Source organism: Streptomyces sp. NPDC025721 (genome assembly GCF_055558595.1).
Genome location: NZ_JBVHMF010000005.1, coordinates 170,697 through 190,191, shown reverse-complemented (window position 1 = coordinate 190,191; position 19,495 = coordinate 170,697). Strand labels below are relative to the sequence as shown.

Genomic DNA, 19,495 nt, shown 5'->3' with positions numbered 1-19,495 from the left:
GCCGGGCCCGGCCGGGGCGTCAGCGCTCCGTAAGAACTCCCCGCGCCGCCTCACACGAGCGCGGGCACCTCGTACGTGAGCGTCGCCGCGTCCGCGTCCAGCACCGCGGGCACTCCGAGCGGCACGGTCAGCGTGGACTCGCAGTGGCCGAAGCCGAATTCCTCGACGATCGGTACGCCGAGGCCGCCGAGGAGGTCGGTCATCAGGGACCGGACGGCGGGGTACGGGCCGCAGTCCTGCCAGGAGCCGAGGACGATTCCGGCGACGCCGTCGAGCCAGCCGGAGCGCAGGAGTTGGGTGAGGATGCGGTCGAGTCGGTACGGCTCCTCGCCGATGTCCTCCAGGACGAGGATGCCGCCCGCGGCGGACGGGCGGGAGTACGGGGTGCCGAGGTCGGAGGCGAGCAGGCTGACGCAGCCGCCGAGGGTGACCCCGGCCGCGCGGCCCGGTACGAGGGTGCGGGCGGTCGGGGAGGTGGGCGTCAGGGTCTCGTCGGGCGTGAAGAGGGTGCGCCGCAGGTGGTCCTGGGTGGGGCCGTCCTTGAGGAAGGTCTCGGTCGCCGCCATCGGGCCGTGCAGCGTGGCCAGGCCGAGCCGGGTCGCGAACGCCTCGTGGAGCGCGGTGATGTCGCTGTAGCCGATGAACGCCTTGGGTGTGGCCGCGCCCATGGCGTCCCAGTCGAGCAGGTCGACCATGCGCTGCGCGCCGTAGCCGCCGCGGGCGCACAGCACGGCCGCCAACGACGGGTCGCACCACGCCTGTTGGAGGTCGTCGGCGCGGGCCCGGTCGGTGCCCGCGAGGTAGCCGGAAGGGTGGTCGTCCAGGACGTGCGGTGCCACGACGGGGTCGAGGTCCCAGCTCCGCAGGATGTCGAGGCCCGCGTCGAGGCGTTCGCGCGGTACGGGGCCGCTGGGCGCCACGACGCCGATCCGGTCGCCGGGCGCCAGCCGCCGGGGGCGGATCAGCGCGGGCACCGGCCCGCCGACCGGGCCGGCCGCCTGCCGCGGTCCGCCCCCGGAGCCCCGTCCGGCAGTGGCGTCGGCGGCGGAAGCGGAGGAGGCGGCAGCGGCAGCCGTAGAACTCTCCGTCATGTGTGCAGCTCCAGCGGCGCGACGCCCTCCGGTGTGAAGCCGAAGACCTGCCCGTAGAGGGCGAGTTCGGCCTCCAGGCAGGTGACCATGGTGTCCAGGCGGCGGAAGCCGTGGCTCTCGCCCTCGAAGGTCAGATACGCGTGCGGGATGCCGCGTCCGGCGACGGCCTCCAGGAACCGCTCGCACTGCACGGGCGGGCAGATCACGTCGTCCAGGCCCTGGAGCAGCAGGAACGGCACGTCTATCCGGTCGCCGTGGTGGACTGGTGAGCGGTCGCGGTAGCGCTCGGGCACCTCGTCGAGCGGCCCGATCAGCGACTCCAGGTACTCCGACTCGAAGTCGTGCGTCTCCCCGCCCGCCCGCGACCAGCCGCGCAGGTCGAGGATCGGGTAGATGACGGTGCCGCAGGCGTAGGTGTCGGTGGTGGTCAGGGCCGCGGCGCTGGTCCAGCCGCCGGCGCTGCCGCCGCGGATGGCCAGCCGCGCGGGGTCGGCGACGCCTTCGGCGACCAGCCCCTCGGCGACGGCGGCGCAGTCCTCGACGTCCACCACGCCCCACTGTTCGCGCAGCCGGTTGCGGTAGGCGCGGCCGTAACCGGTGGAGCCGCCGTAGTTGACCTCGGCGACGCCGATGCCGCGGGAGGTGAAGTAGGCGATCTCCAGGTCGAGGACCATCGCGGCGCGGCTGGTGGGTCCGCCGTGCACCCAGATGACGTAGGGCGCGGGTCCTTCGGCGGTGACCAGCGGACTGCGCGGCGGGTAGACCTGCGCGTGCACCTCGCGCCCGCCGGGGCCGGTGAAGGTCCTGGCCAGGGCGTCGGGCACGTAGGCGGGGTCGACCGTGTCGTGGTGCGCGCTGCCGATGACGCGGGTGCGGCCGGTCTTGACGTCCAACTCGACCAGTTCGTACGAGGTGCGGGCGCTGCCCGCGACGCCGATGACGCGGCTGCCGGACGCGGCGAGGGTCGCATTCCACTCGGTCCAGTGCCCGGGGGCGTCGGTGACCTCGCCGGTGGCGGGGTCGAGCAGGCCGAGCCGCAGGGCGCCGACGCCGTGCAGGACGGCGATCAGGCCGTCGTCGAGCGGGGCGAACCAGTGGTGGCCGAGTTTCCACAGCGCGTTGCCGAATTCCTCCTGGCGTGCGCAGAGGTTGACGGCTTCGCCGGTGGCCGGGTCGACGCGGTGCAGATTCCACCAGCCGGTGCGGTCGGTGGCGGCGAGCAGGGTGCCGTCGGCCGCCCAGCCGACCTGGGTGACCGATTCCTCGGGGCCGCCGATCAGGGTGCGGGCGGCGGTGAAGGTGCCGTCGGCGGTGACGTCGGCGATCCGCAGTTCGGTGCCGTCCCAGGGCATCAGCGGGTGGTCCCAGGCGGTCCAGGCGGCCCGCGTGCCGTCGGGCGACAGGCGCGGTCCCGTGACGAACCGGTGCGTGGCGGGGGCGAGTTCGCGTACGGCCGCGCGGTCGTCGGCGGCGGAGCCGTCGAGCGGTACGGCGGCGGGCACGCGGCGTACGTCGGTGGGCTTGTCGCCGGTGAACTCCTCCAGGACTCCCCAGACCTCACCGCGCTCGCGGTGCAGTGTCAGGTCGGCCCAGCGCAGTCCGCCGCCGACGGCGCCGACCGGGGTCAGCGGGCGCGGCGGGGTCTGCGGCTCGTCGGGGCGGAAGGCGTAGAGCCGCTGGTCGGCGAAGTTGGCGAAGACCACCAGCGGGGCGCCGTCCACGACGGCGCCCGCCCAGGGGGTGCCGCCGTATTCGATGACGCGGCTGCGGACGTTCCACGGCGCGGGCAGCGGGCATTCCTCGGTGCCGTCGGGCCTGCGGCGGATCAGCGCGCGGCGGCCCCCTTCGGCGGGGCGGGGCGCGGTCCACCAGACGTCGTCGCCGACGATGCCGACGAATTCGGGGCTGCCGTCGTGTGCGGCGGCCGTGGTGGCGTCGACGGGTGAGGGCCAGGCGCCGTGCGGGGTGGTGCTCCCGGTGGTCGTGGTCACGCTCCGGCCTCCGTTCCCGTGGCGCGCAGGAAGCGGTCGAGGACGTGGACGCCGAAGTGCAGCGCGTCGACGGGCACTCGCTCGTCCACGCCGTGGAAGAGCGCCTGGTAGTCGAAGCCGGGGGGCAGCCGCAGCGGTGAGAAGCCGTAGCCGGTGATGCCGAGCCGGGAGAACTGCTTGGCGTCGGTGCCGCCGGACATGCAGTAGGGCACGACGTGCGCCTGCGGGTCGAAGTGTTCCAGCGACTCGCGCATCGCGGCGTAGGTCGGGGAGTCGACCGGGGCCTGGAGCGGGATCTCGCGGTGGTGGAACTCCCAGTCGACGTCGGGTCCTGTGAGCCGGTCCATGGTGGCGGCGAACTCGTCCTCGGCACCGGGCAGCATGCGTCCGTCGACGTAGGCGGTGGCGGAGCCGGGGATCACATTGACCTTGTAACCGGCTTGCAGCATCGTCGGGTTGGCGCTGTTGCGGACGGTGGGCCTGACCAGGTCGGCCGCCGCGCCGAGCCGTTCGAGGAGGGTGTCGACGTCGTCCAGGGCGGCCTGGTCGGCGGGGACGCCGTAGAGCGCGGCCAGTTCGGTGAGCGCGGCGGTGACGGTGGCGGTGAGGCGGACGGGCCAGTCGTACTCGCCGATCCGGGCGATGGCGCCAGCCAGTCGGCTGACCGCGTTGTCCCGGTTGACCTTGGAGCCGTGGCCCGCCTTGCCGTGTGCGGTGAGCTTGAGCCAGGCGGTGCCGCGCTCGCCCGCGGCGACGGGATAGATCCGCAGGTCGTCGCCGGCGTGGAAGGTGAAGGCGCCGGATTCGCTGATGCCTTCGGTGCAGCCCTCGAAGAAGTCGGCGTGCTTCTCGGTGAGGAAGCCGGAGCCGTAGGAGGCGCTGTCCTCCTCGTCGGCGGTGAAGGCGAGCACGATGTCGCGGGTGGGGCGGTGTCCGGTACGGGCCCAGGCGCGGACGGTGGCGAGCACCATCGCGTCCATGTTCTTCATGTCGATGGCGCCGCGGCCCCAGACGACGCCGTCCCTGATCTCGCCGGAGAAGGGGTGCACGGTCCAGTCGGCGGCCTCGGCGGGCACGACGTCCAGGTGGCCGTGGACGAGCAGCGCGTCGGCGGCCGGGTCGCTGCCGGCGATCCGGGCGAGCACGTTGGCGCGGCCGGGCGCGGATTCCACGATCTGCGCTGCGATCCCGGCGTCGGAGAGCTGCTGGGCGACGTATTCGGCGGCGGGCCGTTCGTTGCCGTCGCCGCCGCCGCGGTTGGTGGTGTCGATCCTGATGAGGTCGGACGTGAAGGTCACGACCTCGTCGAGTGCCCGCGCGTCCACGGCGTCGTGCCGGACGTCTCGCTCGGCGGTCCGCTCAGCCATACTGCTCCTCCACCGCTTGCGACACGAGTGTGGTGACCGCCTTGAAGGCCCTGATGCCCTCGTACATCGTGGGCAGCGTGTAGGCGACACGCCGCTCCCCCGTCCGCTCCACGCCGGGCACCACGGTGGCGGCCCCGGCCAGGTGGACGGCGTCGAATTCCAGCTCGACGGTGAAGGGCCCGGCCTGCGCGGGCTCGTGGCGCACGGCCAGCGCGGCGGCGTCCTTGGCGGCGGCCCGGATGTCGGCGGCGGTGCGCGCGGGCGGGCGGCAGACGGCCGCGTAACGCGACACGTAGTCCTTCACCGCGACGGTACGGGCCTGCGGCGCGTACCCCTCGGCGTCGATCCCGGTCCTGTCGTCGCCGGTCACCAGCACCACGGGGACGCCGTACTCGGCGACGACCAGCGCGTTGAGCCTGCCCTCGCTGGCGGCGACGCCGTTGACCCACACGCCGGTGATGGAGTTGGCGAGGTAGGTGTGGGCGAGGACTCCCTCGGTCCCGGCGCCGGTGTGGTAGCCGACGAAGGCGATGCCGTCCACGTCTCCGTGCTGGACGCCCTCGACCATGGACAGGTCCTTGTGGCGGCCGGTGAGCATCTGGGCGCGCTCGTCCAGCTTCTCCAGCAGGAGATTGCGCATGGTCCAGTGCGCCTCGTTGACCAGCACCTCGTCCGCGCCGCCGTCGTAGAAGCCCGCGACGGCGGCGTTGACGTCGGAGGTGAACATATGGCGGCAGCGCTGCCACTGCTCGCTGCCGGGCAGCACGTCGGCGGGCCAGGTGACACCCGTCGCGCCTTCCATGTCCGCCGAGATCAGGATCTTCATGTTGCGTCACGTTACGCGGCGGCCGGAGGGCGCACCAGGGCCGGGCCCGGCCTGTGGATAACTTCAGTGGTCCAGACCAGTGAAGCGGGTGGGGGAATCAGCCGGTACGGCCCGCCACCAGCCATTTCGACGGTATCTCTATGCGAGTCCCGTCCACCCTGAACTCCGTTGTCACCAGGGGCTGTTCACCGTCGGCCAGCACTTCGAGCCCGGCGGCCCGGAAGAATCCGGGCAGCGCCGCGTCCGACACCTCGCCGGGCGCGATGCCGTGCGCGAAGATCGCCCCGAGCTTCTGCGGCGGCCCGGCGGGCCCCTGCGCGAGCCCCATCAGCACCGGTTTGGCCGCCTCCGCCAGCTCCAGCGCGAAGGCCCGGCCGCGGTGCCCGGTGAGCACCGCTATGCCGTCCGCCAGCCGCCCGCGGTCCTCCGGCTCGCACTGGTGCAGCACCCCGCGCATGTAGACGTTGGCGTCGCCGATCTCCTCGTGCAGCCGCTCCACCGCGTCGGTGTCCACCGCGTCCAGCCGCTGGTACTCCGCCACCCCGTGCGGATCGTCGCGCCTGGCCCGGTCGATCGCCTCCCGCGAGAGGTCCACGCCGACCACCCGGTCGTACCGCTCGGCCAGGAAGCGGGTCTGCGTCCCGTTCCCGCAGCCGAGGTCCACCACCGGAAGGCCGGGGTCGAAGTACGCCCGGAAGTGCGGGTAGTGCTGTTCCGCCGCGAGCTCGGGGTCGCAGTCCCAGAAGACTCCGCCGGGCTCGTGGGGCGCGTCCTGCCAGAAACTCTCCCACGCCTGCTCATACCCGCTGGACACGTTCACGCGTACTCACCACTCCCCAGGACCGCGATCGTAGAAAAGGCACAGGCACGGCCGCCGACCGTGCCCGCATCAGGAGCTACCGGACCGTCACTTCGGAGTCAACGGCCCGGGCGGAATCGACGGCGCCGACGTCATCGACGCCACGGACGGAACCGACGCCACGGACGGAACCGACGACAGCGGCGTATTGAACGCCTCGGACGGAACCGACCGCGCCGGCGGGATCAGCGCCTCCGGCCCGGCAGCGGCTGCTCGAACCAGACGGACTTGCCCTGCGCGAAGCGGCTGGTCCCCCACTCGCGGGCGAGCCTGCTGACGATCCGCATGCCGCGCCCGCCCTCGTCGTCGGGCCCGGCGCTCAGCAGGACGGGGACGGCGTGGTCGTCGTCCGTCACCTCGCACAGCAGCGCGCCCGCGCGGACGAGCCGCAGCCCGATCCGCCGGGTGTGCGCGTGCCGCACCGCGTTGGTGACCACCTCGCCGACCAGCAGCTCCGCCGTCTCCGACATCTCCGCCAGGTCCCAGCCGAGCAGCGTCTCGCGGACCAGACCGCGGGCCCGCGCCACCTCGCGCGGCTCCGGCTCCAGCTCCCAGGTCCTCACGTCGTGCCGCGGGATGCCGTTGAGCCGGGCCATCAGCAGCGCCACGTCGTCCTTGCGACCGCCGCGCGGGTTGAGCGCGCGGATGATCGTGTCGCAGGCGTCGTCCATCGACGCGGCCGGGTGCGCGGCGCTCTCGCACAGCGCGGCCAGACCGGTGCCGATGTCCTGGCCGCGCACCTCCACCAGGCCGTCGGTGCACAGGATGAGCCGGTCGCCGGGCGCGACCGGCACCCGTACCGTCTCGAACGGCACCCCGCCGACGCCCAGCGGCGCGCCCGTGGGCACGTCGAGCAGCTCGCTGCGGCCGTCGACGGCGCGGACCAGCACCGGCGGGATGTGTCCCGCGTTGGCGATCAGCAGATCGGACTCGACCGGGTCGTAGACCGCGTAGAGGCAGGTCGCCAGATACTGCTCGCCGAGCCGCTGCGCCAGGTCGTCCAGATTGCGCAGCAGTTGGGCCGGTGGCATGTCGAGCCCGGCCATGGTCTGCACGGCGGTACGGAACTGGCCCATCATCGCGGCCGAGTTCAGCCCGTGGCCCATCACGTCGCCGACCACCAGCGCCAGCCGCGAGCCGGGCAGCTTGATGCTGTCGAACCAGTCGCCGCCGACCCGGCCCAGCCGCTCGCCCGGCAGGTAGCGGGTCGCCACGTCACACCCCGGCATCCGCGGCGCGATGTGCGGCAGCATGCTGTCCTGGAGGGTGTCGGCGACATTCTCCTGATACGTGTACATGCGCGCGTTGTCGAGGACGAGCCCGGCGCGGGCGGCCAGTTCCGCGCCCGTCACGCGGTCCATGTCGTTGAACACCGCCCGCTCGCGGTGGCGCAGCAGGATCATGAAGCCCAGCACCACATCGCGCGCCTTCAGCGGGACGACGAGCATCGAGCGGTTGTTGATCAGCGGGCTGATGTCGCGCTTGGGGAACTGCGCGGCGATCGCGTTGCCCATCGGCTCGCTGATCCGCGGCACGAGCACCGGGTCGCCGGTGGTCATGCACTGGAAGAACGGCGTCTGCGCGGGGAAGGGCATGGACTCGCCGACCGGCACCACGTCGTCCCAGCGGCCCGGTTCGTCGGTGTGCTCGACCGCCACGCGGTACCACATGGTGGTGACATCGGGCGGCCCGTCGGGGAAGCCCTCACCCGCCAGCACCTGCTCGCGCAGATATGTGCCCGCAACATCAGTGAAGCGCGGCACGACGGCCGCGCTGACTTCCTGAATGGTCCTGGCCAGATCCAGCGAGGTGCCGATCCGGCCGCTCACCTCGTTGAGGAATTCGAGGTGTTCGCGGACCGCCGCGTATTCGAGGTCGGGCGCCAACTCCTCGGCCGGGACGGCCCGCGGGTCGGCCGCCGCGGCGGCCTCGGCGGCGCGCCGTCTGGCCTGCCGCTCGGCCCGGCGCGGCACGCCCCAGTCCGGGGTGACCGGCACCCGGTCGTGCTGGCTTATCTCCAGCACCGGATAGCCCAGTTCCAGCACCTGCGCCACGATCCGCCCGCTCTCCAGCGGATTCATGCTCGGCAGGATCTCGGGCAGTTGCCTGGCGAGCTGGTCGGAGCCGGGGAATTCGGTGTGCAGCGCGAAGCCGGGCGCTATCCGCTCCGAGCAGTCCGCCGCCCCCGACCTGTCGGTCGCCGCCGCGTCGGGGTCGGTCATCGCGGAGGGCGTCCCGGCAGCGGCGGAGGAACCGGCCGCTGAGGAGGCGTCGGTGGCCAGCACGAGCAGCCGCTCGGGGCCCGGACCGACCAGCGGGTAGGCCCACCACAGCACGTCCAGGGGGACACGCCCGTCGCCGTCGGCGTCCGTGCGCCGCACGCAGTCGTACAACCGGGCGCGCCCCGCCGTCGGGTAGGAGCTGGCACCGGCCAGCGAGGACTCCAGGTCGGGCCCGGTGACGTCGTACGGGTACGCGGTGCCCGCCGTGCCGCCGCCCGGGGCGGCGTCCGGGGGCACGTCGAGTGCGCCGCCCACCGGTAAGAGGTCGAGCGCGTTCCGCCCGACGGCCTCTTCCCGTGTCCAGCCGAACAGCCGGCGCGCACCCGTACTCCAGTGCGACACCAGCCCGGCGGCGTCCACGACGATCACCGCGAGCGGGATACGTCCGGACGGCTCCGGCGGTTGACGGCGGTCCATGGTTCGTCGGGCTCCTTCCCTCGGCCCCGCGGTCCGGGGCCGGAGTGCGGTGGGAACCGCCCCGGCACAAGATCTACGATGCCGTTAACCACGGTACGACCGGTCCGGGTGCCAGGGGAGGGAAAGTACGAATCCGGGCGCACGCCCGCGCGCGAGCAACCAAACTGCCCGTGCTAGCGTCCAAACCCTCTGTTCGAACTCTCTCACGTCGGTGGAGTTCGACCCCCTCGCCGGAAGGGATGCCGGCCGGGGCGCACCGCATCCGCGACTGGAAGAGGCCACGTGACCACCTGGCAGCCTGCGCGCTGGACCGCCATGAGGGGACCGGGGGCCCTTTTCCGGCGGGTCGACCTGCGCAATCCTGTCGTGGCCGCCACGGTGCTCGCCGCGGTCCTGCATGTGATCTGGGCCTATTTCCTGGCCAAGGACTCCGGCGACATGGCCGCGCAGTACGCCTGGACGGACTTCATAAGGGCCCACCCCTCCGCCTCGTACAACCTGTCCTGGTACGGCGGCATGCACCCCGCGTCGTACAGCATTCTGTCGCCGTACATCATGGCCGGGCTCGGGGTGCGAACCACCGCCGTGATCGCGGGCACCTTGTCCACGACGGCGGCGACGCTACTGCTGATCCGGGCCCGGATCAAGCGCCCGATGCTGCCCGCGCTGTGGACGGCGTTCGCTCTTTGGGGTGACGTGCTCTCCGGGCGGGTCACCTTCGCGCTGGGCGTCCTGTTCGGTCTGATCGCCACGCTGCTGCTGTTCCCCACCGACCCGCCGGTAGGCGCGCGCCGCACCCCGCGGGTGCTGACCGCCACGCTGATGGGCGCGCTGGCCACCATGTGCAGCCCGGTCGCGGGGCTCTTCATCCTGGTGGTCGCGGCGGCGCTGTTCCTCACCGGGCGCCGCAAGGACGCGTATGTGATGGCGGTCTGCCCGCCCCTGGTGGTCGGCGCGACCTCGCTGCTCTTCCCCTTCTACGGGGTGCAGCCCTTCAAGTGGTTCTTCGCCATCATCCCCTTCGCCACGGCCGTGGCGATCGCCCTGGTGGTGCCGCGCGAATGGCGCGTCGTACGCGTCGGCAGCTGGATCTACGCGGCCGGTGTCGCGCTGACGTACGTCATCCCGTCGCCGATCGGCAGCAACGTGGAGCGGCTGGCCCTGCTGTTCGGCGGCACCGTGCTGCTGATCGTGGCCATGGCGTGGACCAGGGGCGGCCGGATGGCGCTGATGCTCTACCTGGCCTTCCTGGGCGTCGCGGGCTGGCAGATCTCCAAGCCCGTGGTGGACCTGGTGAACACCTCGGCGCCCTCGTCCACGGTCGAGCACGCGGCGCCGCTGATCGCGCAGCTCACCAAGGTGCGCGCGGACAAGGGCCGGGTCGAGGTCGTACCGCTGCGCTCGCACTGGGAGGCGTCGGGCCTGGCCCCGCACGTCAACCTGGCGCGCGGCTGGAACCGGCAGGCGGACGTCGAGCGCAATCCGCTCTTCTACGACGGCACGCTGACCGCGGAGACCTACCGGCAGTGGCTCCAGCGCTGGAGCGTCGGGTACGTGGTGCTGCCGTCGGACACCCCGGACGGCGCGGCGGTGGCCGAGGCCAAGATCGTGGCGGCGGGCCAGAGCTGGCTGACGCCGGTCTGGCACGACGACTACTGGAAGCTCTACAGGGTCGCGAACGCCGATCCGCTGGCCGATCCGCCCGCGATCGTGGACGAGGCGAGTCCGGCCGAGCTGACCGTGACGATGCCGACCAGCGGCTCGGTGATCCTGCGCATCCCGTGGTCCCCGGTGCTGGGCATCGAGGGCGCCAACGACAACAAGCACGGCTGTCTCATCCAGGACGGCGACTGGACGCGGCTGTACGCGCCCTCGCCCGGCACGTACCGGATCGGCGGCACGTACGCGCTGATCCGCGGCACGCAGTGCAACAAGAACGACGTGGACGGCAGCGGCAGGCCGGACGGCGCGGCACCGGCCGGGCGCTGACCGGCAGGCTGTCCGACCTGCACGGCCTGCTGTCCGACCGGCCGACCGGCGCCCGAGGGCCGCGGTGACCGGGAACGGCAACGGGCAGTGACCCTCACTCTTGTGGAGTAAGGGTCACTGCCCGTTCCGTACGGCGGTGGATACGGCCGCGCGTCCACGGCGGGTACGGCGGCGGCACGGTCCTCGTCGGCGTGCCCCGACGTATCCGGCGTGACCGACGTATCCGCCGGACAGGCCCTAGTCGGCGTGTCCGAGCTGGAGGTCCCGCTCGGTCCTGCCGCCGCCCGCGACCTGGAGGACGGTGGCGACCGGCGGGTAACCGGCGGCGATCACCGTGTACTCACCGGCGGCGAGGTCCACGAAGCGGAAGTGCCCGTCGGGGCCGGTGGTGACCGAGTCCACGACATTGCCCGCCGCGTCCAGCAGCGTGACCCGCGCGTCCTCGACCAGCCGCCCGCCGGGGGCGCGTACGGTCCCGCGCAGCACCGCGCCGCCCGCCAGCTCCACGTCCTGCCGGGTCTCCCGCGACGCCTGCACCGACACCGGCAGCGCGGCGGGCCTGAAGGCGGGCGCGCTGGCCGCCAGCGTGTACTCGCCCGCCACCAACTCGCTCAGGACGTAGGCGCCTTCGCGTCCGCTGCGGGAGGTCGCCACGACGTCGCCGCGGATGTCGGTCAGGGTCACGATGGCGTCCCTGACCGGGGTGCCGTCCGCGGTGCGCACGGCGCCCGCCAGGCGTCCGGCGCCGCCGAGCACCACGTCGAGTTCGACCGGGCGGTCGGCGACGGTGATGCTGACGGCCTGCGGCTGGTGGCCGCCCGCGGCGGCGATCAGCACATAGCTGCCGCTGCCCGGGGTGCTCAGCGCGTACCGGCCGTCCTCGGTGGTCGCGCCGCGGCCGATCTGCCGTCCCGTGACGTCGATCAGGGTGAGCGCGGCGCGGCCGACGGAACTGCCGTCGGAGTGCTGGACGGTGCCGCACACGGGCACACCGCCCGCGTAGCTCTTGCGGGCGCCCGGCACGGCCGAGTCGGTCACGGTGAAGCCGGGCGCGCCGTCGGCGCCGGTGAGGGTGTCGGTGGCGGTGTCGCCGTCGTACGTGGTCGTCGGGGAAGCGGGGCCGTGCTGGGTCACCAGGGGTTTCTCCTTGAGGAGGAAGGCGAAGAGGAAGCCGAGCGCGAGCACCGGCACCAGGTAGAGGAAGATCCGCGGCATGGCCTCGGCGTACGCGTTGACGTACCCGTCGCGCACAGCCGCGGGGAGTGTGCGGACCAGTTGGGGGGTGACCGACTGGGCGTCGGGCAGGTGGGCGCCCTTGGGGAGTTCGACCGCGAGGCGCTTGGCGAGGCGGTCGGCGAAGAGCGTGCCGAAGACGGCCGCGCCGACCGAACCGCCGATCTGCCGGAAGTAGTTGTTGGCGCTGGTGGCCGCGCCGATGTCGGTGGGGCGCACCGAATTCTGCACGGCGAGCACCAGCACGGGCAGCATCAGGCCGATGCCGAGGCCGAGTACGGCCATGTAGACGCTGTACTCGGCCTGCGGGGTGTCGGCGTCCATCAGCGACAGCAGATACATGCCGGCCGTCGACAGGGCGCCGCCGATGATCGGGAAGATCTTGTAGCGCCCTGTCCTGCTGATCAACTGCCCGCCGACGATGGAGGCGAGGACGACGCCCATCATCATCGGCAGCATGAGGAGCCCTGATCCGGTGGCGCTCGCGCCGTCGACCATCTGGAGGAAGGTCGGCAGATAGCTGGCCGCGCCGAACAGGGCGACGCCGACGATCCCGCCGATCAGGGCGGTGGTGTTGAAGACCCCGTCGCGGAACAGCCGCAAGGGGATGACCGGTTCCGCGGCGAACCGCTCGACGAGCACGAAGAGCAGCGCGCTGACCACGGCGCCCGCGCCGAGGCCGAGGATCTCCCGGGACTGCCAGCCGTACTTGGAGCCGCCCCAGGTGGTGACGAGCACCAGGCAGGTGGAGCCGACGGCCAGCAGCAGGGCGCCGAGCACGTCGAGGCGGGGCCGGACGGCGGGCTTGGGGAGTTTCAGCACGAGGCTGATCACGACGAGGGTGACCAGGCCGAAGGGCACGTTGATGGAGAAGCACCAGCGCCAGGAGGCGTGGTCGGTGAAGAAGCCGCCGAGCAGCGGTCCCGCGACCGACGCGAGGCCGAAGGCGGCGCCGATCAGGCCCATGTAGCGCCCGCGTTCCCGCGGCGGCACGATGTCGGCCATGATCGCCTGCACGCCGATCATCAGTCCGCCGCCGCCGATGCCCTGGATGGCGCGGAAGGCGATGAGTTCGTCCATGGTGCGCGACCATGCGGCCAGCGCGGAGCCGATGACGAAGGTCATGATCGCGAACTGGAAGACGATCTTGCGGCCGAAGAGGTCGCCGAGCTTGCCGTAGATCGGCAGTCCGATGGTGGACGCCAGCAGATAGGCGGTGACGACCCAGGACATCTTGTCGAGGCCGTGCAACTCGCCGACGATCTTCGGCAGGGCGGTGGCCACGATCATCTGGTCGAGCGCGGCCAGCAGCAGCGCCAGCATCAGGCCGACGAAGACCAGCCGGACCCGGCGCGGTGTGAGGTCGACCGCGGCGCCGTTGCCGCCGGGCGGTCCCGAGGCGCCGCCCGCCTCCTCGGCCGCGCCCCCGGTCCCCTCCCCCGGCCGTTCGTCGTCCACGGCCGCCGGACGCTCGATCAGCGTGCTGCCACCCACTGCCACTCCCCTCGTCGCGCCTGCCTGGCCACCGTTTCCCGCATTAAGCGACAACGACGAGCAAGCGCGACGATTCTCAGGAAGTACGCGAAACCACCCGTATCAGTGAACGATCACGAAACCAGCGGCACCGTAAGGGACTTCACTCCCCCGCGGTGCACTCCCCTCACTTCACTCCACTCGGCCCCACTCCACTCGGCCCCACTCCACTCGGCCCCATCCCGCTCGACCCCACTCCGCTCGGCCCCATCCCGCTCGGCGCCTCACTTCTTCTCGACGTCGGCGGCCAGCGAGGCGAGCAGCGCGTCGTAGATACGGCCGAGGCCCTTGGGCGCGAAGGTGCGCTCGAAGAAGCCGCCGACGCCGCTCGCGCCCTGCCAGGTGGTGACGACGACGACCTTGCTGCGGCCCTCGCCCGACGGGGTGACCGTCCAGGTGTTCACGAGCGTCGAATTGCGGTCGGTCTCGACCAGCGTGTCCGCGGCGGGCGCGGAGACGTCGAAGAGGCAGTCGCGGATCCGCTTGCTGGTGGCCTGGAGCTTCCAGTGGACGACGGTGCCCGCGCCGTGGCCGCCCTCCCGGACCTCGTACTCGCTGAACTGCTCAGGGAGCACCCGGCCGCGGGTGCCCGCGTAGTCGGCGACGGCGGCGTACACCCGCTCCGGCTCCGCGTCGACGATCCGCTCCGTGGTGGCCTCGACCAGCGCCATGACTTCTCCTCAGGTCCGTGCCAGGTCGCGCGCCTTCCCGGCGCGCCGCACAAGCCAACCACACGCGCTTATCGAATCTGTGTTCTATTGTGGAGGGACGGGCGACCGGAGACGGCCGGCCGGAGACAACCGGAGGAGGGCGCGATGCGCTGGGACCATCTGAGCGGTGACGACGCGGCGGCCGGTGGCGCGCCCGCGCTGTTCGGCGCCGACGCGGTCACCCGGACCTTCGACACGCCGGGCTTCCGCGGCATCACCTTCCACGAGATACGGGCGAAGTCGATCATCAACCGGGTGCCGGGGGCGTCCCGCATGCCCTTCGAGTGGACGGTCAACCCGTACCGCGGGTGCAGCCACGCCTGCGTGTACTGCTTCGCGCGCAAGACGCACAGCTATCTCGATCTCGACACCGGGATCGACTTCGACTCGCAGATCGTGGTGAAGACCAACGCGCCGGAGCTGCTGCGCCGGGAGCTGGCGTCGGCGCGCTGGCAGGGCCAGCACATCGCGATGGGCACGAACGTGGACTGCTACCAGCGCGCGGAGGGCCGGTATCAGTTGATGCCCGGCATCATCGCCGCGCTGCGCGACCGCGCCAACCCCTTCTCGATCCTCACCAAGGGCTCGCTGATCCTCCGCGACCTGGAACTGCTGCGGCAGGCCGCCGGCGTCACCGATGTGTCCATCGCGCTGTCGGTCGGCTTCACCGACGGCGAGCTGTGGCGCAGCGTGGAACCGGGTACGCCTTCCCCCGAGACCCGGCTGGCGGTCTGCCGCACCCTGCGGGCGAACGGGCTGCCGCCCACCGTGCTGATGGCGCCCGTCCTGCCCTTTCTCAGCGACTCCCCCGAGCAGTTGCGGGCCACCGTCCGCGCCATCGCCTCGGCGGGCGCCGCCTCGATCACGCCCCTGGTGCTCCATCTGCGGCCGGGCGCCCGCGAGTGGTACATGGCGTGGCTCGGCCGGCACCACCCGCATCTCGTACGGCGCTACGAGACGATGTACGCGGGCGGCGCGTACGCCCCGACGTGGTACCAGCGCCGGGTCACCCGCCAAGTCCACGAATTCGCCACGGAGTTCGGCTGCGGGCCCGCGCATCGCGAGGGCACGCGGCGCTTCCGGAAGCCGGGCGAGCCGGAGGCGGGTGTGTCCGGCGACCAGGTGCCGGCGGCACGGCCCGCCGCGGAGAACACCCAGCTCACGCTGCTATGACCTCGCGCGGTTCCGGACAGGCGTCAGGCCCTAGGCGTCGGCCAGCGCCGCGCGGGCGGCCGGGGCCAGTGGCGGGTGGGCGGTCGCGGCGCGCAGCGCGTGCCGGGCGGCGGGGGGCGCCTGCCGCGGGCACAGTGCGCCCAGGCCCTCCACGCAGGCCAGCGCGATGCGTTCGTGGGGCGCGGGGGTCGGCCGGGCGAGCAGCCGCTCCAGGGTGGTGGTGAGCGCCGGTACGGCCTCGGGCGCCCGCATCCGGACCAGGAGGCGGATGGCGGGCAGCGCGTACGCGACCCGCAGTTCGTTGGTGGCCAGCGCGGCGGCGGCCCGCCCGGTCCGCGGGTCCGCCAGCCGCGCCAGCGCCTCGGCGGCGCGGCTCGCCCGCGACTCGTCCCGGTAGTTCAGCAACAACGCCAGCGTCTCGAAAGCCCGCCGGTCTCCCGCTTCCGCCAACTCCACGGCGGCCGCCTCCCTCACCTCCAACGGTTCGCCCACGGCGGTGAGCTTGCGAGCGAGGCGTTCACGGGTCTCGACGTCCATCTCCCCACTGTAGGAGCCGAGTTGCCCGTTACCGCCCCGGCGGGGCAGATCGGTCGTTCCCGGACCACCGGCCGGTGGGGGTGGGCCGCGCAGTTCCCCGCGCCCCTGACGGGGCACACCCACTGCGTTCGGACGGCGAGCCGATCTTTTCAGGGGCGCGAGGCTGTGTCTGATCTGCGGCTGCCCCGCCCCGGCGGGGCGGATCGGTCGTTCCCGGACCAGCGGCCGGTGGGGGTGGGGCGCTCAGATGGGGGCGGCGCAGATCACATGGGCACAGGACTGGCGGGGAAGTTACTCGCCGGTTACGCTCGGGGGACGTGCACGGTGGTCGGTGACGCAGCCGCCGTGGACGGGAACACTCGTCGGTTCGGCATCATCGCGGCGCGGCCCCGGGACAGGGCTCGCCTATCTCTTCGCGCGGGCACGCACCCCTGCACTTCCGGCCCGCGACTCCACCTCACTCCTTCAGCCGTGTGCGCGCGTGGCGCGCTCCGGTCTCCCCAGCGTCTGGAGTCACGCGATGGACCGTCCGTCCACACCCTCATCGTCAGCGACCGCATCCTCACCCCCCGCCGCGAGCGCGGCGCCCCTGGCGACCGTCGCCGTCGTGGGCCTGGGCACCATGGGCACCGGCATCGCCGAGGTCATGGCCCGCGCCGGTCACGAGGTGATCGGCATCGACATCGACCAGAGCGCGGCGCGCCGCGCGGTCACGGCGCTGGAGCGTTCCACGGCGCGCGCCGTGGAGCGCGGCCGGAGCACCGAGGCGGAGCGCGGCGACGCGCTGGCCCGCTTCCGTACGTTCCCCGATCTGCGGGCCGCCGCCGAGGCGGATCTGGTGATCGAGGTGGTCGACGAGCGCTACGACATCAAGCGTGAGGTCTTCACCGAGCTTGACCGGCTGGCCAAGCCGGACGCGATCCTGGCGACCGGCACGAACGCCCTGTCCGTGACCCGGCTGGCGGCCGAGACCTCCCGCCCCGACCGGGTGCTGGGGCTGCACTTCTTCGCGCCCGCGCCCGCGATGAAGCTGGTCGAGGTCGTGTCGACGGTCCTGACGTCGCCGGAGACCACGGCGGCCGTCACCGCCCTCGTGCGGAGCCTCGGCAAGGAGCCGGTGCCGGTCGGCGACCGGCCGGGCTTCATCGCCGACGGCCTGCTGTTCGGCTATCTCAACCAGGCGGCGGCGATGTACGAGGCGCGGTACGCCACCCGCGAGGACATCGACGCGGCGATGCGGCTGGGCTGCGGGCTGCCGATGGGCCCGCTGGCGCTGCTCGACCTGATCGGCGTCGACACCGCCACGACCGTCCTCGAGGCGATGTACGAGGCGTCCCACGACCGGCTGCACGCCCCCGCGCCGGTGCTCAAGCAGCTCACGGCGGCCGGGCTGCGGGGCCGTAAGTCGGGCCGGGGTTTCTACAGCTACCAGGCGCCGGGCAGCGCGGTCGTGGTGCCGGACGCGGAGACTCCGGGCGCCGGGGACACCCGGCCGGCCGGGCGGCCGGTGCGCGCGGTGGGCGTCGCGGGGTCCGGCACGATGGCGACCGGTATCGCCGAGGTCTTCGCGAAGGCGGGCTTCGACGTCGTGGTGGCCGCCCGTACCCAGGAGAAGGCGGAATCGGCGGTGGCGCGGCTGGCGAAGTCGCTGGACCGCTCGGTCACCAAGGGCCGGCTGACCCAGGAGCAGCGGGACGCGGCGGTGGCGCGGGTGTCGCCGTCCGGTTCGTACGACTCCTTCGCCGACGCCGACCTGGTGGTGGAGGCGGTGGCGGAGGATCTGGCGGTCAAGCAGCAGCTCTTCCAGACGCTCGACAAGGTCTGCAAGCCGGGCGCGGTGCTGGCCACCACCACCTCGTCGCTGCCGGTGGTCGCGGTCGCGCGGGCCACCGGGCGCCCGCAGGACGTCGTCGGAATGCACTTCTTCAACCCGGCGCCCGCGATGAAGCTGGTCGAGGTCGTGCACACGGTGCTGACCGCGGACGACGTGCGGGCGACGGTGCACCAGGTGTGCGGCGCGGTCAGCAAGCACGCGGTGGACTGCGGCGACCGGGCCGGTTTCATCGTGAACGCGCTGCTGTTCCCGTACCTCAACAACGCGGTGAAGATGGTCCAGGACCACTACGCGAGCGTGGACGACATCGACGCGGCGATGAAGCTCGGCGGCGGCTATCCGATGGGCCCGTTCGAACTGCTCGACGTGGTGGGCCTGGACGTGTCGCTGGCGATCGAGCAGGTGCTGCACGAGGAGTTCCGCGATCCGGGCCTGGCGCCCGCGCCGCTGCTGGAACACCTGGTGTCCGCGGGCTGCCTGGGCCGTAAGACCGGCCGCGGCTTCCGCGAGTATGCCCGGCGCTGAGGCGCGCCCCGGCAGCGGAACAGGGCACGGCACCGAGCGCCGCGCCGACACCGGCGGCGCGCCGTCCGGCGGGCGTGAGCGCAGGTCGGACCGCGGTCGTCCGGCGGACTGGGGACGTTTCCCCCCGGCCGCCGGACGGGGGGCCGCGCCGTGTTACGTTCCCCACATGTCCCAGCCCGCGAAGTCCGACCCACCTGAGACCGCGAACGGCCGTCGCGCCGCGGCCCAGCGCCACCGGGTGCGCCAGGACCTCGCGTCGGCGGCCATGCACCTGTTCGCCGAGCGGGGTTACGAGGCCACGACGGTCGACGACATCGCGGCGACGGCCGGGGTGGCGCGCCGTACGTTCTTCCGGCACTTCCGCTCCAAGGAAGAGGCGATCTTCCCGGACCACGACGACACGCTGGTACGGGTGCAGGCGGTGCTGGACTCCGCGGAGCCGTACGAGCACCCGTTGGACACGGTGTGCCGGGGCATCACCGAGGTGCTGCGGATGTACGCGTACATGCCGGAGGTGTCGGTCGAGCGGTACCGGCTGACCCGCGAGGTGCCGACGCTGCGGGAGCGCGAGATCGCCTCGGTGGCCCGGTACGAGCGGCTGTTCACCCGCTATCTGCTGGGCCACTTCGACGAGGGCGCGCACCGGGACGGCGACGACGACCCGCTGCTGGCCGAGGTGGCCGCCTCCGCGGTGGTCGCGGCGCACAATCACGTCCTGCGGCGCTGGCTGCGCAATGACGGCAAGGGCGATGTGGAGGCGCAGCTCAACCACGCCTTCGACGTCATCAAGGCCACCTTCGGCAGCGGCATCGGCGCGGGCCGGATACCGTCGCGGGTCGCGGTGGAGCCTGCGGCGACCGTGTCGCGGCAGGGTGAGGTGGTGGTCGCGGTCGCCCGCACCGACGCCTCCCCGGCCGAGATCCTGCGGACGATAGAGCAGGCCCTGCGCCGCGCCTGAGCGCCCCGGGTGCCGTCGGCGCCCGCCCGGCGCCCGAGCGCCCGCCCCACCGCACCCGCAACCACGGCAGCGGGGGGGGGGGGGAGGGGGGGGGGGGGGAGGGGGGGGGGGGGGTGGGGGGGGGGGGGGGGGGGGAGGGGGGGGGGGGGGGGGGGTTTGGTGGTGGGGTA

Annotated in this window: 13 protein-coding genes; 4 read left to right on the top strand and 9 right to left on the bottom strand. The window is 72.8% G+C overall.

Translation table 11 applies throughout. The features are described from left to right. Nucleotides 1-50 precede the first annotated feature (50 nt). The 6 genes from ACZ4EF_RS10340 to ACZ4EF_RS10315 form a co-directional block, all read right to left on the bottom strand. Complete coding sequence (locus ACZ4EF_RS10340) at nt 51-974, bottom strand: S66 peptidase family protein (protein ID WP_355339518.1); 924 nt, start codon at nt 972-974, stop codon at nt 51-53. A gap of 113 nt (nt 975-1,087) precedes the next feature. Then, nucleotides 1,088-3,082: a prolyl oligopeptidase family serine peptidase gene (locus tag ACZ4EF_RS10335; protein WP_467503820.1), complete on the bottom strand. Its 1,995-nt coding sequence runs from the start codon at nt 3,080-3,082 to the stop codon at nt 1,088-1,090. Then, on the bottom strand, nt 3,079-4,449 hold the full coding sequence (locus ACZ4EF_RS10330; RefSeq protein WP_467503818.1) for a M20/M25/M40 family metallo-hydrolase: 1,371 nt from the start codon (nt 4,447-4,449) through the stop codon (nt 3,079-3,081). The genes ACZ4EF_RS10335 and ACZ4EF_RS10330 overlap by 4 nt, the downstream gene beginning before the upstream one ends. Then, nucleotides 4,442-5,275 (bottom strand): M55 family metallopeptidase, encoded by an 834-nt coding sequence (locus tag ACZ4EF_RS10325; protein ID WP_188281247.1) that lies wholly within the window; start codon nt 5,273-5,275, stop codon nt 4,442-4,444. Before ACZ4EF_RS10325 ends, ACZ4EF_RS10330 begins: the two co-directional genes overlap by 8 nt. 97 nt (nt 5,276-5,372) lie before the next feature. Further along, nucleotides 5,373-6,095, bottom strand: coding sequence for a class I SAM-dependent methyltransferase (locus ACZ4EF_RS10320; protein ID WP_467503815.1), 723 nt, complete (start codon nt 6,093-6,095; stop codon nt 5,373-5,375). A 224-nt stretch (nt 6,096-6,319) separates the two neighbouring features. Further along, complete coding sequence (locus tag ACZ4EF_RS10315) at nt 6,320-8,833, bottom strand: SpoIIE family protein phosphatase (protein ID WP_467503813.1); 2,514 nt, start codon at nt 8,831-8,833, stop codon at nt 6,320-6,322. Nucleotides 8,834-9,115: 282 nt separating this feature from the next. Between ACZ4EF_RS10315 and ACZ4EF_RS10310 the strand changes: the two genes are divergently transcribed. Beyond that, nucleotides 9,116-10,822, top strand: a complete 1,707-nt coding sequence (locus tag ACZ4EF_RS10310) for an MFS transporter (protein WP_355339162.1) — start codon at nt 9,116-9,118, stop codon at nt 10,820-10,822. 237 nt (nt 10,823-11,059) lie between these two features. On the opposite strand, the gene ACZ4EF_RS10305 is transcribed toward ACZ4EF_RS10310, so the two are convergent. Then, nucleotides 11,060-13,549 (bottom strand): MFS transporter, encoded by a 2,490-nt coding sequence (locus ACZ4EF_RS10305; protein ID WP_391049549.1) that lies wholly within the window; start codon nt 13,547-13,549, stop codon nt 11,060-11,062. 263 nt (nt 13,550-13,812) lie between these two features. Further along, the gene (locus ACZ4EF_RS10300) at nt 13,813-14,259 is read right to left on the bottom strand and encodes an SRPBCC family protein (protein ID WP_355339159.1); all 447 of its coding nucleotides are present in this window, start codon (nt 14,257-14,259) and stop codon (nt 13,813-13,815) included. Nucleotides 14,260-14,403: 144 nt separating this feature from the next. On the opposite strand from ACZ4EF_RS10300, the gene ACZ4EF_RS10295 reads away from it, so the two are divergent. Beyond that, entirely contained in the window at nt 14,404-15,471 is a 1,068-nt protein-coding gene (locus ACZ4EF_RS10295; protein WP_401311538.1) for an Rv2578c family radical SAM protein, read from the top strand. A gap of 30 nt (nt 15,472-15,501) precedes the next feature. Here the strand turns inward: ACZ4EF_RS10295 and ACZ4EF_RS10290 are convergent, their stop codons facing one another. Beyond that, nucleotides 15,502-16,101, bottom strand: a complete 600-nt coding sequence (locus ACZ4EF_RS10290; RefSeq protein ID WP_402711749.1) for an adenylosuccinate lyase — start codon at nt 16,099-16,101, stop codon at nt 15,502-15,504. A gap of 427 nt (nt 16,102-16,528) precedes the next feature. On the opposite strand from ACZ4EF_RS10290, the gene ACZ4EF_RS10285 reads away from it, so the two are divergent. Both ACZ4EF_RS10285 and ACZ4EF_RS10280 read left to right on the top strand, forming a co-directional pair. After that, complete coding sequence (locus ACZ4EF_RS10285; protein ID WP_467503810.1) at nt 16,529-18,367, top strand: 3-hydroxyacyl-CoA dehydrogenase family protein; 1,839 nt, start codon at nt 16,529-16,531, stop codon at nt 18,365-18,367. A 166-nt stretch (nt 18,368-18,533) separates the two neighbouring features. Beyond that, nucleotides 18,534-19,325: a TetR family transcriptional regulator gene (locus ACZ4EF_RS10280; protein ID WP_355339147.1), complete on the top strand. Its 792-nt coding sequence runs from the start codon at nt 18,534-18,536 to the stop codon at nt 19,323-19,325. Nucleotides 19,326-19,495 lie beyond the last annotated feature (170 nt).